This window comes from Natrinema sp. LJW11 (genome assembly GCF_056135975.1).
The window spans coordinates 443138-457161 of sequence record NZ_JBWBDM010000002.1 but is presented as its reverse complement, the minus strand read 5'-3'; the positions used below and the strand labels follow the sequence as shown (position 1 = coordinate 457161).

Below are 14024 nucleotides of genomic sequence, written 5' to 3'. Positions count from 1 at the left end.
ATTACCAAGGAACTTTCGTGAAGAATGGACATCCATTGAAGAATATGTGTGAAAGACCATTACTTTTGTCGCGCATTCCGGCCACGATTGCTCACATTCGTTCATGGAACACTCACCGCGTTTCCCGCTATTGAATTCTGCGCACGTTCCTACGAGTTTCTACGACGTCGACGCGATCCCGTCGGGGACGACCGGCTCGAGGCCAATCTCGTCGACGAACCCGGCGAGGAAGTCCGCGCGCTCGGGTATTTCGGTCGGGTGGTGGGAGTCGGTACCGAGGGTGACGGCCACGTCGTGATCGCGAAGCACCGCCAGGAACGGCTCGGCGGGGTGGACGATCTCGGCGTCGGTGAGCGCTCGCCCGGCGTTGATCTCCGGGACGGTCCGCGAGTCGGCGAACGCTTGCGCCACCCGCCGATACTGGTCGGTCGTCGCCCGGCCTCGCAACGGCGGCGTGCGCTCGAGTAGATCAACGTGAGCCGCGATATCGAACAGTTCCGACTCGACGAGCGCGATCAGGGTCTCGAAGTACTCGTCGACGACCGCGTTGCGCTCGGCGTCGCTCATCTCGGCGAAGTGGGACGGGACCTGCACGTTGTTTCCGTCGACGTCGTGGACGCTTCCGATCGCGTAGTCGAAACTCGCCTCCGAGAGGAACGCGTCGATCGCGTCCTCGTCACGCGGGTCGTAGTCCATCTCGACGGCGTCGTAGATCTCGAGCGCGAAGTCGTCACGCAGGCGGTCGATTCCCCGCCGTCGGCGCTCGTAGGTTAGATCGAGATTGAACCCGTAGACGTTCCGCATCGACGCGTGGCGCTCGCGCGAGGCCACGTTACAGTGGTCGGCGAAGCCGACGCCCTCGAGGCCGGCCGACTCGGCGGCGCGGACCATTCTCCTGAGGAAGTCGCCGTCAGAGTAGTTCGAGTGGACGTGAAAATCCCGCATACGTCGTTGACCACGGACTGCGGGTTAGGTGTTACGCTCGAGGAGCGAGTGTCGGAGCGGGGAGCCGCCGGCGGTGTGAAGAGGCCGCTCGGTCGCAGCCGACGACGCGATCGGTTCGCAAAGCGGGCGGGGTAACACCGGCGTAATCAGCTAACACCGGTATCCGCGAGCGCTTAAGTCGATCTCGGCCCCAGAGGAACGTACGGAACCATTAGATGTCACAGCAGAAATCGGATTACGCAGACGACGCCGAGATCGACGCAACGCTCGACGAACTACCGACCGAGGAGGCCGTCGAGACGGCCGCGGAAAACCTCGAGGCCAACGGCTTCGAGGTCGTCGTCGCCGACTCGGCCGAGGACGCCCTCGAAACGATTCAGTCGCGGATCCCCGCCGACGCGTCGGTGATGAACGGTCACTCGACGACCCTCGAGGAGATCGGCTTCGCCGACTACCTCTCCGAGGGCGACCACGAGTGGGAGAACCTGGCGGAGAAAATCTGGAGTATCGACGACGACGCGGAACGACAGGCCGCCCGTCGCGACTCCCAGACCGCGGACTACTTCCTCGGCGGGATCAACGCGATCTCTCAGACCGGCGAACTCGTCGCGGCCGACCGCTCGGGCAGTCGGATCGGCGCGTACCCCTTCGCCGCGGCCAACGTCGTCATCGTCAGCGGCGTCAACAAGATCGTCCCGACGCTCGACGACGCGCTCGATCGCCTCGAGTCGGTGGCCTACCCCCTCGAGAACGAACGAGCGAAGGAGGCCTACGGCGTCGATTCGGCCATCGCCAAGGAACTCATCTTCCGACGGGAACTCGAGGAGGGGCGCACGACCGTCGTGCTCGTCCGCGAGCAGCTGGGATACTAACGGATCCAATCGCGTCGGCAGACCCTCTGTAGTGCAGTAACGCCACCTGACGCGACACGCTCTCTCGAGTCTCGATGATCAGTGCGGAGACTGTCGCGATGGCGAATCTATCAACCGGGCGCAGATAAGTTCATGATTGTTCGTGACCTATTATGCTCGATCAGCGCAGATGCAAGTACCAAAAACACGGGAAGTCGCGTGTCCAAAATGCGGTGAGCCGAGTACCGTACCGGTCCCGGACGCGAACGTAGAACTGAAAATCAGTCCGTATCGAGCGGCGTTCGGAGAGCACACGAAGATGGAATGTTCAGCTGCACACACGTTCTGGATCTACTACTGTGAAGAGGACTCGTCTTCGCCCGAATCGTCCATCTGACAGCTCGGAGTAGGGAGCGTCTCTCAGTTCGCTCCCCTCCGCTCGCAACTCGGTGTACAGGAGACGTCTGCATCGAATCGAAGGCGTTCCTTCGGACCGGCGAGCTACTCGTTGTTCGGATTGCTCGGATGGTACTCCGTGTCGTACTCGCCGGGCTGGTCGTCGACGCGGTCGGGATTGATGCGGCCGCCGAGGAGCATGAAGTCGACCAGCGTCAGCGCGAGCATCGCCTCCACGACGGGGACGCCGCGGGGCGGGAGGACGGGGTCGTGGCGGCCGATGACCTTCTCCTCTTTGATCTCGCCCGTCTCCCAGTCGGCGGTCTGCTGGGACTTGGGAATCGAGGTGGGCGCGTGGAGCGTCACTTCGCCGTAGATCGGTTCGCCGCTCGAGATCCCGCCCTGAATCCCGCCGTGATCGTTCTCGACCGGAGTCGGGTTCCCCCACGTTCGCGGCTCATCGCCGTCGTCTCGCGGCTTCGCCGCTTGACTGTCCGCGGAGCTTTGCTCCGCGCTACTCTCGTCCGAGGCGCGATGCGCCTCGCTGTCGTCGAACTCCCAGTCGTCGTTGCGCTCCTTGCCGGTCCACTCGCGGGCCTCGCGCCCGAGGCCGAACTCGAAGGCCGTCGTGGCGGGCACCGCCATCATCGCCTGTCCCAGTCGCGCGGACAGCGAGTCGAAGCGAGGTGCACCGAGGCCGACCGGAACGCCCTGCGCCTCGAAGTAGATGCTGCCGCCGATGGAGTCGCCTTCCTCCTGGTACTCCGCGATCCGCTCTTGCATCCGCTCGGCGGTCTCGGGGTGGGCACAGCGGACGTCGTTTTCCTCCGAGTGCTCCACGATCTCCTCGAAGTCCACCTCGGGGGCCTCGATGTCACCGATCTGGTTGACGTGGGCCTTGAGTTCGATCCCTTCCCGGGCGAGCAGCTTCTTCGCGATCGCGCCCGCGGCGACCCAGTTGACCGTCTCGCGGGCCGACGAGCGGCCGCCGCCGCCCCAGTTTCGCGTCCCGAACTTCGCCGAGTAGGTGAAGTCGCCGTGAGAGGGTCGGGGTGCGGTGATGAAGGGTTCGTACTTGCCCGATCGGGCGTCCTTGTTCTGGATGACCAGCCCGATCGGCGTCCCGGTCGTGTAGCCGTCCTGAATCCCGGACTTGATCGAGACCGCGTCGGGTTCGCCGCGACTCGTCGTGATCATCGATTGCCCCGGCTTTCGACGGTCGAGGTCCCCCTGGATGTCGTCCGCCGACAGCTCGAGGCCGGCGGGACAGCCCGAAACCGTACAGCCCATCGCCTCTCCGTGACTCTCGCCGAACGTGGTCACCTGAAAGAGGCGACCGAAGCGGTTGCCGTTCATTACCACGTCCTCGGTGGCGGGGCCACTTAGCGGTGCAGGATTCACGCAGGGCGTCCGAGATCGGCCCCCGTCGAACGCTCGGATCGCGTCGACGGCGGATCGTTCCGTCGCGTCGCTTTAGTTTCGCGCTACCGACACACTCATCACGACCGGATTCATATAATAGAATTGGTAATTAAATGGGACGACGCCGTCGGCGATCTCGAGGGGGGAGTACGAGACGCCGGTTTCTCGCGAACGGATCGCTCGTCGGCGGCGGAGCCTTGCTTCTCGGTGGGACGGGGGCGTTCTCGCAGTTCGGCGCGAACCGGGCGGTCTCCGTGAACGCGACCGAGGACGGCAACGCGTTGCTCGGACTCGACGTCGCTTCGTCGGTACGGGCCGGGACGGCCGACCAGAATCTGGTCGCTCTGACGAATAACACGAGCGACACCCTCGACGTCTCGCTCGCGCTCTCGGACCCCGGTCAGGGGACGCTCTCGACGTCCGCCCCCTCGATCGAGAGCGGGGCGACTCGGTCCGTCCTCGTCTCCGTCGATTCCGACAGCCCGACCGGGAGCGACGCGCTGGCGTTCGACGTCGTCGCATCGAACGAGACGCTGAGCGTGTCGCTGGAACGCCGCGTTACGGTCTCCTCCGGCCCGGCGTTCAAACAGCAGATTCGCGACGATTCGCGGAACAACAACGCCGCGTTTACGATCTCCTATCGCGTAAGTCGACTCCCGAACTTCGACCGGGTGGAACTCGAGGTCGAGAACCTCGATGCCGGTCACATCGGGACGACGACGTACACCGAGAGTGCTCCGGAGCAGACCGTCCCGTATCCGCCAGGAGGAGGCACCGACGGCGGCGCCGCCGGCGATACCTACGAGTTCCGGTTTCGCGTGTACGACGGCTCCGGCGAGGTCACCGATCTCTCCAGGGTGGTCACGACGACCGCAGACGGTTCGAATCCGCCGGGCGACGATCTGGCTGACGAAGGCGATCCGACGCTCGTCGGGTTCTCCGTCACGAACGACGTCTTGCATACGAACAATCGGTTCACCGTCGACTACGAAGTCGATCCGGGCGCGGACTTCGAGGAGGTCAGGGTCGTTTTCGACAACACCGAACACGACTGGTCCGATGCCACGAAAACGAACGATGGGGCGCCGACCGGGACGGTCGTCTATCCCTCGGCGGACAACCGACGCGGCGGCGTCAACGGGGACGCGTACGACGTCACCGTCTCCGTCTACAATCGGAGCGGTATCCCCGTCGACAGCGCCACCGTCTCTATCGCCGCCGGCTCCGGCGAAACGGTCGACTGGCCGTAATCGAACGCGCTCGAGCGTCCCATCACCGTGTACAGCTATTTCAGTACTGACGGCGTACGATCACTGAATGGGCGACCGCGAGTTCGAACCCGATCCGTTCACCCTCGACGCAGCGGCTGCTGAGCTTCCGGTCGACGACGTATTCCGACTGCTCGCGGATCGTCACGCCCGTTACGCGCTCGTCTATCTGCACGAAAATCCGACGCCGACGGTCGAGGAACTCGCGGACGTCCTCGCGGCCAAAGACGCCAGCGTCAGGGGGACGATCGCGACGCCGGCCGACCGGAATCCGATCCGGGTTCGGCTGTATCACGCGATACTTCCCCGGATCGACGCGCTGGGGTTCATCGCGTTCGACTCCGAGACGAACGCCGTCACCGACGCGACCATCCCGACCACAGTCACCGACGCTATGGGAGTAACCGATTCACCGCCATGAACTCGCTCGGAACCCTCATCGAACGGGTCGAACGACGGCGGAAAACGCTCGAGATCCACACGGACGACGACGCGATCGGCGCGGAACTGGAACGCCAGTTCGAGACGCGGAACGTCGACGTGGTCCATCGATCCGTCGGCTCGCTCGACGATCCGGGATTCGTGATCGTTCGGAGCGCCGACGGCGAGTTCCGCGGCGCGCTGGGGATCGACCAGTTTCGCGCGATCCTCTCGCCGGAAACCCATCCGCCCTGGGAACTCGCCGACGCCGATCCGACCGATCGGTCCTGTTCGACTTCCTCGAGAACACGCTGTTCACCGCCTACGACCGCCGGCAGATGGTGGCCACGGCCCGCGAGATCGAAGAACGGGCGTGGCGCGTCGGGTCCGGCCGGCTGTACGCGGGGTTCCAGCGAGCGGCGGCACTCGCCGCACAGACTGCGGTCTACGAACGGTTGGGGAGCCACGGCTCGCTCGCGGTGGCGGTGTTCCTCGACGACGCGTGGGACGAAGCGCCACCCGACGGCGTGACGGTCGTTTCCGAATCGGGCAGCGAGCTCGGCGAGTTCTGGTTCGTGGCGTTCGATGGCGGTGACAACGAGATGGAGGCCTGTGCGTTACTCGCCGAAGAACGCCGAGACGGCGAGTTCTACGGCTTCTGGACGTACGCCCCATCGATAGTCGACGAGCTCGTTACGCACCTCGAGACGACGTACGACCTCTCATAGCTCCCGCTGACCGTCGCTCACTTCGTCTGCTCACGGCACGAAGTGCCGTTCGCACGGTATGCGGGACCAGCGGTCCCGCACTTTCGCGAAGCGAGCTAAAAACGCAGCCGACGCGTCTCAGGGCAGTTCGAACTCGATGGCCGCTCCCTGTCCGAAGCCGACGCACTCGGTCGCGATCCCGCGGTCGACTCCGCGGCGGTTCATCTCGTGGACGAGCGTCACCGGCAGGCGCGCGCCCGAACATCCCAGCGGGTGCCCGATCGAGATCGCGCCGCCGTTGACGTTGAGCTGATCGTCCGGAATCCCGAGTTCGCGCTGGGAGTACAGCGTCTGACTGGCGAACGCTTCGTTGATCTCGACGAGTCCGTAGTCATCCATCTCGCGGCCCGCTCGCTCGAGCAGGCCCTCGGTGGCGGGGACCGGGCCGACTCCCATGACGGTCGGGTCGACGCCCGCGACGTAGCTGGTCCCGACTTCGGCGAGGACCTCGAGGTCGTTCTCGTCGGCGAAGTCCCGGCTGGTCAGCAGGACACCGGCCGCGCCGTCGGCGATCTGAGAGGCGTTGCCCGGCGTGACGGTGCCGTCTTCCTTGAATACGGTGGGGAGTTCGGCGAGTTTCTCGGCCGTGGTGCCGGGGCGCAGGCCCTCGTCCTCGTCGTGGACACCCTCGTCGGTCTCGATGGGGACGATCTCGTCGTCGAACTTTCCTTCCTCGGTGGCTTCGACCGCGCGCTGCTGGCTCCGCGCCCCGTACTCGTCCTGTTCCGCCCGGGAGATGTCGTGTTGCTCGGCGACCTTCTCGGCCGTCATCCCCATCTGGAGGTTGCGCATGCCGTACTCCTCGTCGAGTCCGGGATACATCTCGCCGCTGTCGGCGGCTCCCATCTTGACGCGGCTCATGCTCTCGACGCCGCCGGCGATAACCGCATTGTGGCGGCCCGCGGCGATCGAGTCCGCGGCGCTGATAATCGCCTGCGCCGAGGAGGCACACTGCCGGTCGACTGTCGTCGCCGGAACCCCTTCGCCGAGTTCCGAGAAGAGCGCGATCTGTCGCGCGATGTTCGTTCGCTGTTCCGCTCGCTGCTGGGCGCAGCCCCACATCAGGTCGTCGACGTCCTCGCCGTCGACGCCCGTCTCGGCGAGCATCTCGTCGACTAGCGGAATCGAGAGATCCTCGCTCCGAATGTCCGCGAGCGCACCGTCTTCTCTTCCTTGAGCCGTCCTAACAGCGCTAACGATTACCGGCGTACTGCTTGCCATTGTATATCATCATTTTTCGAGGGCATAAATAGCTATCTCTGTCGGAACGCGACCGGCGCGATCGGCGAGGGGCGGTCGGCAGCGCTCCCGATAGCCTACTCCAGTCGCTCGAGTCCGGCCCCTAACTCCTCGAGCATCCCGAAGAAACCCGGGAACGAGACGGCGACGTGGTCGGCTCCCTCGATGGTGGTCTCGCCGTCGGCGACCAGCCCCGCGAGCGCGAGCGCCATGATGATCCGGTGATCGTCGCGCCCGGAGACGGTCGCTCCCGAGAGGCTCGAGTCGCCGCCGTGGACCGTCAGCGAGTCCCGTTCCTCGGTCGTTTCGACGCCCATCTTGCCCAGCTCTTCGGCCATCGCACTCACGCGGTCGGTCTCCTTGTACCGAACGTGTTCCGCGTTCGCGATGTGGGTATCGCCCTCCGCGACCGCACCGAGGGTCGCGATCGTCGGGAGGAGGTCGGGCGTGTTTTCGACCTCGACCTCGATCCCGGTGAGCGGGGCCTCGGCGACGTCGATCGTCCCCGCGTCCCGATCCCAGTCGACGTCGGCACCCATCCGCTCGACGATCTCGACGATCGCGGTATCGCCCTGCGCGCTCGGATGTGCCCCCTCGATGCGGACGCCTTCGCCCTCGTTGCCGGCGATCGCACCCGCCGCCAGCGGATACGAGATCGACGAGAAGTCGCCGGGGACCGCATACTCGCCGCCCGCGGGCGCGTAGGATTGCCCGCCGTCGACCGCGAACCCGGCGTCCGTCTTCCGCGCCTCGACGCCGAAGTCGTCGAGCACCTCGAGCGTGATGTCGACGTACGGCGCGGACTTGAGTTCCGTCTCGAGCTCGATCGCGATTCCCTCGTCGGTGACCGCACCGGCCATGAGCAGGGCGGTGATGTACTGGGAGGAGACGTCGCCGGGGATCGACACCTCGCCGCCCGCGAGGGGGCCGGTGACGACCAGGGGCGCCTGGCCGTTTCCGCGGGTGCTGTCGGCTCGGACGCCGAGACCGGTAAGAGCTTCGAGCAGCGGTCCCTGGGGACGCGAGCGCAAGGACTCGTCGCCGGTCAGCACCGAGGTGCCATCCGCGAGTGCGGCCGCGGCGGTAACGAGGCGCATCGTGGTGCCGCTATTCGCGCAGTCGATGACGTCCGACGGGACGGTGGGCCGGCCGTCGAAGCCGTCGATCTCGAGGTTTCCGTCCTCGCGCCGGTCGACGTCGCCGCCGAAGCGTTCGACCGCGCGGGCGGTCGCCTGCGTGTCCGCGCTCCAGAGCGCGTCGCGGACGGTCGCCTCGTCGGCGTAGCCCGCCGCGAGGATCGCCCGGTGCGTATAGCTCTTCGAGGGCGGTGCCTGTACCGTCCCCTCGACGCTCGAGGGCCTGATAGTGACGTTCATGGTCGCTCTGTGGGGTGGCCCCGCCTTACCGATACCGATCCCGTTAGTCTCGGCCCGAGAGACATATCGACGAGCGAGTGATGGCGCGTTTCCGTGACTGCACCGCGTTTATCAGAATTCGGCAGACGCCTCGGCGAACCGACTATCGATCCTCGTGTGAGAGCACCCAATCGTTTTCACGTTCCTTCGCGTACCCACTTCATTGGGGGATGTTAACTTGAAACACTATACTGGAGACTCGCCGGTCGTCGACATAGCGTATCTCGCGCGGTCCGAACATCGCGTCCCGACGCTCGTCGCACTGACGGAGCGCCCCCGGAGCCGCTCCGAACTCTGCGAGTTGACCGGGGTTTCGTCGTCCACGATGCGCCGGACGCTGGACGAATTCGACGACCGGCTCTGGATCCGCAAAGACGGGTACCAGTACGTCGCGACACGGCTGGGAGAAGCTATCGCGTCCGGGATGGAGGACTTGATCGAACGGGTCGAAACCGAGCGAACGTTACGTCACGTCTGGCACTGGCTCCCCGACGCGATCGGCGAGTTTCCGTTCGAGACGTGGTCGGAACTGACCGTAACGGTCGCCGAACCCGACGCTCCGTATCGGCCGGTAGGACGATTCGAGTCGCTTCTCCGGGAGACGACCACCGTACGGTCTCTTCGCCCGGAAGTCGCGCTGATGGATCCGTGTTTCGACGTGCTCTACCGACTGATCGACGAGGGCGTAGACGTGACGTTGATCGACCGTCCCGAGTGTCACGCGTACTTTATTTCGACGTACCCGGATCGCAGTTCGGAGATGATGCGACGGGACAATTTCACGGTTCTAGAGCACGACGACCTCCCTCCAAACGGAATCGGTCTGCTCGACGAACGCGTTACGATCGGTTGCTACGAGCAGGATAGCGGAGCGGTACACGCACTGATCGACACTGACGCGCCGGCGGTCCGCGAGTGGGCGGTGTCCGTCTACGAAACCTACAGGTCCGGTGCACGCCCCGTCGAACCGCAAACGACTGTCGGGTAAGGGTTCCAGCGACGCAATCCGACCGATTACGTTCCACGCACTTTTCGCAGGAGTGTGAGGCGTAGCTGCTACTTTACTGTGATCGGACTCGACGCGCGCCGGATCGCAGTCGGTGGTTCTTTTCCAGTGGGTGCGTGAACGGCAGGAATCGACTATTTTTCACGAAATAGCTACTATACGCAAGGGTTCGTAATCACTCTCGCCGGTTGGAGACACAAAAAACGCTCTAACCGGAGGAAACACAAACGATGACTGACGAACGACAACTATCGCACGGTATCGACCTCGAAACACTCGAGGGGTTCGCCGCACACGCGGCGGAGAACCCCGAAGCCGTCCAGTTCGGCCTCGAGGCGTCTGCGACCTACGAGGGGACGGCCGCGCACAGCCTGGCGAAAGTCGATAGCTACGAGCTCGGGGGTGAGACGATCGCTCGTGAAACGCGCGAATACACGATTCCCTACGGTGCCTGGAAGGAAGTCTTGGACGCCGGTGGGTGGGTCGGTGGGACCGATCGGCTCGAACCGGTAGAAGCGGCGCTGTCGGCGCTGGCCGCCTGTATCAACGTCGGCATCACCATCAACGCCGCCGCGAACGGCGTGGATATCGACCACCTCCAGACGCGCGTCCGGACCGATTTCGATCCAGCAGTTCTCTTCAGTCTCGAGGAACTCAAAGAGGCCGACTCGGTCTTCGAGAACCTCTCTGCCGAGGTCGAGATCGACGGCGAAAGTCTCGATCAGGACCTGATCGACGAATGGGCGCGGCGGGCACCGGTCTACACGTTCGTCTCTCTCGCTCAGGATGTCGATATGACCATCAACGCGCCCACCGAGGTGGTGGGCGACGACTAACCGGTGACCACCGCTGAGTAAATCGCTCGACACGGACAAACTCGAACGTGAGGTCTGGTCGATGTATCGGGACGTCGCCGAATCCGCTGACGCGGCGTTCCACTTCGAGACGGGCCGCGACCTCGTCGACCGTCTCGGCTACGACTCCGACGATCTCGAGTACGTTCCCGACGCGGCGATCGACTCGTTCGCGGGTGTCTGCTACCGCTTCGACCTGGCCGAGCTCGAGCCGGGCGAGGCGGTGCTCGACCTCGGTAGCGGGTCGGGAATGGTCGCCTTCGTCGCCGGGGTGCACGTCACGGAGACCGGCACGGTGACGGGTATCGAGATGACCGACGAGTAGGTCGAGAAGGCTCGCGACCTGGCAGCGAACAACCTTCGGCATCTACCCGATCCGTACCGATCAGCGGGGCGTTCCTGCCTGAACGGTAGTCGAAGAGAGCCGTCGACGAACGAATCACGCACAGCCGATCGAGGCCGCGATTTCGAGCAGCGGCGTGTCGTCGGTGAGACTCGAGACCTCGTAGCTCAGGTCGTCGCACGTCCAGAACATGCTCTGAATCCGCCCGTCGCGACGGTAGGCCGTGGTTCCGTCGACCTCGACCTCCTCGAGCGTCGACGACGTCGGGCTGAACCGCTGGAACTCTCGGACGGCCACGTAGAGTTCGCGTGCGACCACGTTCGGATCGTTGTACCACAGCATCGCGGTGGTCCCACCGTACTCGTCTTCCCGATCGATGACGGTGATCCGGTCGAGCGCGTACGCGTCCGGCACGTCCGGCTCCGGAAGACCGTACGGGAGGTGCGCTTCGGCGGCCTCTCGACGCTCGAAGACGCCCTCGGGCTCGCGACCGTCAGTAACGACGGTCGCTCCCGTCGGCGGTTCGTACGTGAACGTCCCCGATGGGAGCCCCGCGTCGATCGAGAGGTCCTCGTACGTGACGGTCAGGTCGTGGCGCGTTTCGCCCTCCTCGCTCATCGTGTTCCGTTCCCTGATCGGATACCGATACTCGTCGTCGATCCACACGGTTCGGGAGACGTCCAGCTTCTCGAGGTCTCGGATGATGTTCACCGGCATGACGTACGTCGTGTCTCCGACGACGAGTTCGACCTTCGGTCCGACGTCGTCGACCGGCGGTTTCGTCTCGACGACGTGTGCAGTGCGGCCGTCGACGGTCTCGGTTCCCTCGTAGCCGAGACGGTACTCCTCGAGGAGATTCTCGAGAACGAGGCGCGTCCGGTCGGTGTCGACCTTGTTCGGATGGTACTGTTTGTCCACCACTTCCGTCGACGGGTTGTACTCCCACGTCGTCGCCCGATTCGTCACGGTGATCGAACCGACCGGGACGTCCGAATCGGTCGACTCGAGCACTTCGATCCGCTGTTCGGCCGGCGGTCGTCGAGCGATGCGCTCGGCCCGTTCGACGCTCTCGTCCGGGGCGTCGACCGCCACGGTCCGCCGGGCCTCGAGGGAGCGCATGTGGCGGCGCGTCTCGATCGCGTCTCTGACGAGATCCTCGCCCGTCGGCGTCCCATCGTCGGGGTCGCTGAGACAGCCGGCGAGTGCGACCGCGGCACCCGTTGCGAGGAGCCGACGACGGTTCATACGCGGGGAATTACCATCACTAGTGATAAGTTTGTGGGTTCGAACCGATGGCCGGGATCCCCGGGATTATGTACGACGCTGTCACACGTCCGTTCATGAATCTCGACGTCGATCTCTCCCCGCTTCGGGACGTTCTCGAGGCCAACGAGTTGGACGGCTATCTGCTCGATGACGACGCCTCGGACTCCGACCAGCGGTACGTCTCGGGCTTTACGGCACCGGATCCCTTTCAGACGCTCGTGACTTCCGACGGGGTCCATCTGCTCGTCTCCGGCCTCGAGTACGGTCGCGCGAGCGCGGAAGCGAGCGTCGACTCCGTCGCTCGTCGATCCGCGTACGACTACCAGCAACTCGTCGCCGAGTACGGCCGATACGAGGGGAAGATCCGCACGCTGGCGGCATTTCTCGAGGACCACGACGTCGCCTCGATCGCGGTCCCCCAGAATTTCCCGACGGGAACCGCGGACGGCCTCCGCAAGCACGGTTTCGCGGTGACGGTCGAACGGGAGGGGATCGTGACGGAGATCCGCGCGACGAAGACCGAGTGGGAGGTCGATCGGATCCGGGCGAGCCAGCGGGCGAACGAGGCCGCGATGGCGAGGGCGGAGGAGCTGATCGCCACCGCGGAGGTCGAGGATGGCATCCTCGTTCGCGACGGCGACGCGCTCACCAGCGAGCGCGTCACGGAGGAGATCGAGATCACCTTACTCCGCCACGGCTGCGCGCTCGACGAGACCATCGTCGCCTGCGGGGCCGACGGCGCGGACCCCCACGACCGCGGAAGCGGGCCGCTCGAGTCCCACGAACTGATCGTGATCGACATCTTCCCGCGCGACAAGGAGACTGGCTACTTCGCCGATATGACCCGGACGTTCGCCCGCGGCGACCCCGGCGAGGAAGCCCGGCGGCGCTACGAGGTCACGCGGGAGGCGTACGAGGCCGCGCTCGAGTCCGTCGCGGCCGGCGTGACGGGTGCCGACGTGCACGGTGCGGCCTGCGACGTGATCGAGGACGCGGGCTACGAGACGCTGCGCAGCGATCCGAACGCGGAGACGGGATTCATCCACAGCACCGGTCACGGCGTCGGCCTCGACATCCACGAGGAGCCCAGCGTCTCGCCCTCGGGCGGCGAGCTCGAGCCCGGCCACGTGATCTCGATCGAACCGGGCATCTACGACCCCGCGGTCGGCGGCGTTCGCATCGAGGATCTGATCGTCGTCACCGAGGACGGCTACGAGAACCTCACCGAGTATCGGATCGGGCTCGAGCCGACCGCCGACGGGCGACGATAGATCGCGCTGCGTTCGGAAGATACCGTTTCGGATCGGAATTTCGCCTCGGACACCGCAGCGTCAATCGCCGTCCGCCGAATACGACGCGCCGGCGTTCGAGGGAGCGACGTTCGATACGTCCTCGACCCGTTCCAGGACGGCGATCGTCCCTGCCGCGTACGCGACTACGCCGGCGCCCGTGACGAGGACCCCGAGTCCGAGCCGTAGTTCCTCCGAAATCGGGAGCGCCGGACTCACACCCGTGAGAGCAGCGAGGGTGACCAGCCCGACGCCGAGCCCCGTCCACCGCTTATCGGCCCACGTTTCGCCCGTGGCGTACGCCGGATACAGGCGACCGATGCGGAAGGTGAGCGTGAGCCCGCAGGTCCAGCACAGACCGGTTACGAGCGCGAGACTGGCGTATCCGCCGAGCCAGTAGAGACCGGCCCCGATCCCGCCTCCGAGGATGAGGGCGATGAGGGTGTGGCGACTGGCACGTTGCATAGCCGAGGAAACGTCCGACCGACGGATAAATGTAATCGAATAATGAGTATAGGTGCTCGCCGTGAGCCCCGCTTCGGG

Annotated in this window: 14 protein-coding genes and 1 pseudogene; 9 read left to right on the top strand and 6 right to left on the bottom strand. The window is 65.1% G+C overall.

Annotated elements, in window-relative coordinates; genetic code table 11:
- Positions 1-159: 159 nt before the first annotated feature.
- Positions 160-945, bottom strand: coding sequence for a PHP domain-containing protein (locus AC0QDI_RS06895; RefSeq protein WP_474666553.1), 786 nt, complete (start codon positions 943-945; stop codon positions 160-162).
- 215 nt (positions 946-1160) lie between these two features.
- Between AC0QDI_RS06895 and AC0QDI_RS06890 the strand changes: the two genes are divergently transcribed.
- Together AC0QDI_RS06890 and AC0QDI_RS06885 are read left to right on the top strand one after the other, a co-directional pair.
- Positions 1161-1817: a lactate utilization protein gene (locus AC0QDI_RS06890; RefSeq protein ID WP_474666551.1), complete on the top strand. Its 657-nt coding sequence runs from the start codon at positions 1161-1163 to the stop codon at positions 1815-1817.
- Positions 1818-1986: 169 nt separating this feature from the next.
- Positions 1987-2193 (top strand): hypothetical protein, encoded by a 207-nt coding sequence (locus tag AC0QDI_RS06885; RefSeq protein WP_474666549.1) that lies wholly within the window; start codon positions 1987-1989, stop codon positions 2191-2193.
- Between the two features lie 104 nt (positions 2194-2297).
- On the opposite strand, the gene aroC is transcribed toward AC0QDI_RS06885, so the two are convergent.
- Entirely contained in the window at positions 2298-3548 is a 1251-nt protein-coding gene (aroC, locus tag AC0QDI_RS06880) for a chorismate synthase (protein WP_474666547.1), read from the bottom strand.
- Between the two features lie 179 nt (positions 3549-3727).
- On the opposite strand from aroC, the gene AC0QDI_RS06875 reads away from it, so the two are divergent.
- The 3 genes and pseudogenes from AC0QDI_RS06875 (at position 3728) to AC0QDI_RS06865 (ending at position 6030) form a co-directional block, all read left to right on the top strand.
- The gene (locus AC0QDI_RS06875; protein ID WP_474666545.1) at positions 3728-4864 is read left to right on the top strand and encodes a hypothetical protein; all 1137 of its coding nucleotides are present in this window, start codon (positions 3728-3730) and stop codon (positions 4862-4864) included.
- Positions 4865-4931: 67 nt separating this feature from the next.
- Positions 4932-5303: a DUF7344 domain-containing protein gene (locus tag AC0QDI_RS06870; RefSeq protein ID WP_474666543.1), complete on the top strand. Its 372-nt coding sequence runs from the start codon at positions 4932-4934 to the stop codon at positions 5301-5303.
- A pseudogene (locus AC0QDI_RS06865) lies at positions 5300-6030 on the top strand (DICT sensory domain-containing protein). Before AC0QDI_RS06870 ends, AC0QDI_RS06865 begins: the two are co-directional and overlap by 4 nt.
- 117 nt (positions 6031-6147) lie before the next feature.
- On the opposite strand, the gene AC0QDI_RS06860 reads toward AC0QDI_RS06865, so the two are convergent.
- Both AC0QDI_RS06860 and aroA read right to left on the bottom strand, forming a co-directional pair.
- Complete coding sequence (locus AC0QDI_RS06860) at positions 6148-7290, bottom strand: thiolase family protein (protein ID WP_474666541.1); 1143 nt, start codon at positions 7288-7290, stop codon at positions 6148-6150.
- Positions 7291-7385: 95 nt separating this feature from the next.
- Complete coding sequence (gene aroA / locus AC0QDI_RS06855) at positions 7386-8684, bottom strand: 3-phosphoshikimate 1-carboxyvinyltransferase (protein ID WP_474666539.1); 1299 nt, start codon at positions 8682-8684, stop codon at positions 7386-7388.
- 217 nt (positions 8685-8901) lie between these two features.
- On the opposite strand from aroA, the gene AC0QDI_RS06850 reads away from it, so the two are divergent.
- The 3 genes from AC0QDI_RS06850 to AC0QDI_RS06840 all read left to right on the top strand — a co-directional run bounded on the left by AC0QDI_RS06850 (position 8902) and on the right by AC0QDI_RS06840 (position 10908).
- On the top strand, positions 8902-9711 hold the full coding sequence (locus AC0QDI_RS06850; RefSeq protein ID WP_474666537.1) for a helix-turn-helix transcriptional regulator: 810 nt from the start codon (positions 8902-8904) through the stop codon (positions 9709-9711).
- A 248-nt stretch (positions 9712-9959) separates the two neighbouring features.
- Complete coding sequence (locus AC0QDI_RS06845) at positions 9960-10565, top strand: OsmC family protein (protein WP_474666535.1); 606 nt, start codon at positions 9960-9962, stop codon at positions 10563-10565.
- Between the two features lie 61 nt (positions 10566-10626).
- Entirely contained in the window at positions 10627-10908 is a 282-nt protein-coding gene (locus AC0QDI_RS06840) for a hypothetical protein (RefSeq protein ID WP_474666533.1), read from the top strand.
- A 114-nt stretch (positions 10909-11022) separates the two neighbouring features.
- On the opposite strand, the gene AC0QDI_RS06835 is transcribed toward AC0QDI_RS06840, so the two are convergent.
- Positions 11023-12171, bottom strand: a complete 1149-nt coding sequence (locus tag AC0QDI_RS06835) for a LolA family protein (RefSeq protein ID WP_474666531.1) — start codon at positions 12169-12171, stop codon at positions 11023-11025.
- A gap of 95 nt (positions 12172-12266) precedes the next feature.
- Here AC0QDI_RS06835 and AC0QDI_RS06830 point away from each other — a divergent pair, with 95 nt between their 5' ends.
- Positions 12267-13463, top strand: coding sequence for a M24 family metallopeptidase (locus AC0QDI_RS06830; protein ID WP_474666529.1), 1197 nt, complete (start codon positions 12267-12269; stop codon positions 13461-13463).
- Between the two features lie 60 nt (positions 13464-13523).
- Here the strand turns inward: AC0QDI_RS06830 and AC0QDI_RS06825 are convergent, their stop codons facing one another.
- Positions 13524-13946, bottom strand: coding sequence for a sterol desaturase (locus tag AC0QDI_RS06825; RefSeq protein ID WP_474666527.1), 423 nt, complete (start codon positions 13944-13946; stop codon positions 13524-13526).
- Positions 13947-14024 lie beyond the last annotated feature (78 nt).

Excerpts from the sequence above, each read along its gene's own strand:
- AC0QDI_RS06895 (WP_474666553.1), bottom strand. The coding sequence starts at position 945 with ATGCGGGATTTTCACGTCCACTCGAACTACTCTGACGGCGACTTCCTC.
- AC0QDI_RS06890 (WP_474666551.1), top strand. The coding sequence starts at position 1,161 with ATGTCACAGCAGAAATCGGATTACGCAGACGACGCCGAGATCGACGCA.
- AC0QDI_RS06885 (WP_474666549.1), top strand. The coding sequence starts at position 1,987 with ATGCAAGTACCAAAAACACGGGAAGTCGCGTGTCCAAAATGCGGTGAG.
- aroC (WP_474666547.1), bottom strand. The coding sequence starts at position 3,548 with ATGAACGGCAACCGCTTCGGTCGCCTCTTTCAGGTGACCACGTTCGGC.
- AC0QDI_RS06875 (WP_474666545.1), top strand. The coding sequence starts at position 3,728 with ATGGGACGACGCCGTCGGCGATCTCGAGGGGGGAGTACGAGACGCCGG.
- AC0QDI_RS06870 (WP_474666543.1), top strand. The coding sequence starts at position 4,932 with ATGGGCGACCGCGAGTTCGAACCCGATCCGTTCACCCTCGACGCAGCG.
- AC0QDI_RS06860 (WP_474666541.1), bottom strand. The coding sequence starts at position 7,290 with ATGGCAAGCAGTACGCCGGTAATCGTTAGCGCTGTTAGGACGGCTCAA.
- aroA (WP_474666539.1), bottom strand. The coding sequence starts at position 8,684 with ATGAACGTCACTATCAGGCCCTCGAGCGTCGAGGGGACGGTACAGGCA.
- AC0QDI_RS06845 (WP_474666535.1), top strand. The coding sequence starts at position 9,960 with ATGACTGACGAACGACAACTATCGCACGGTATCGACCTCGAAACACTC.
- AC0QDI_RS06840 (WP_474666533.1), top strand. The coding sequence starts at position 10,627 with ATGTATCGGGACGTCGCCGAATCCGCTGACGCGGCGTTCCACTTCGAG.
- AC0QDI_RS06835 (WP_474666531.1), bottom strand. The coding sequence starts at position 12,171 with ATGAACCGTCGTCGGCTCCTCGCAACGGGTGCCGCGGTCGCACTCGCC.
- AC0QDI_RS06830 (WP_474666529.1), top strand. The coding sequence starts at position 12,267 with ATGAATCTCGACGTCGATCTCTCCCCGCTTCGGGACGTTCTCGAGGCC.
- AC0QDI_RS06825 (WP_474666527.1), bottom strand. The coding sequence starts at position 13,946 with ATGCAACGTGCCAGTCGCCACACCCTCATCGCCCTCATCCTCGGAGGC.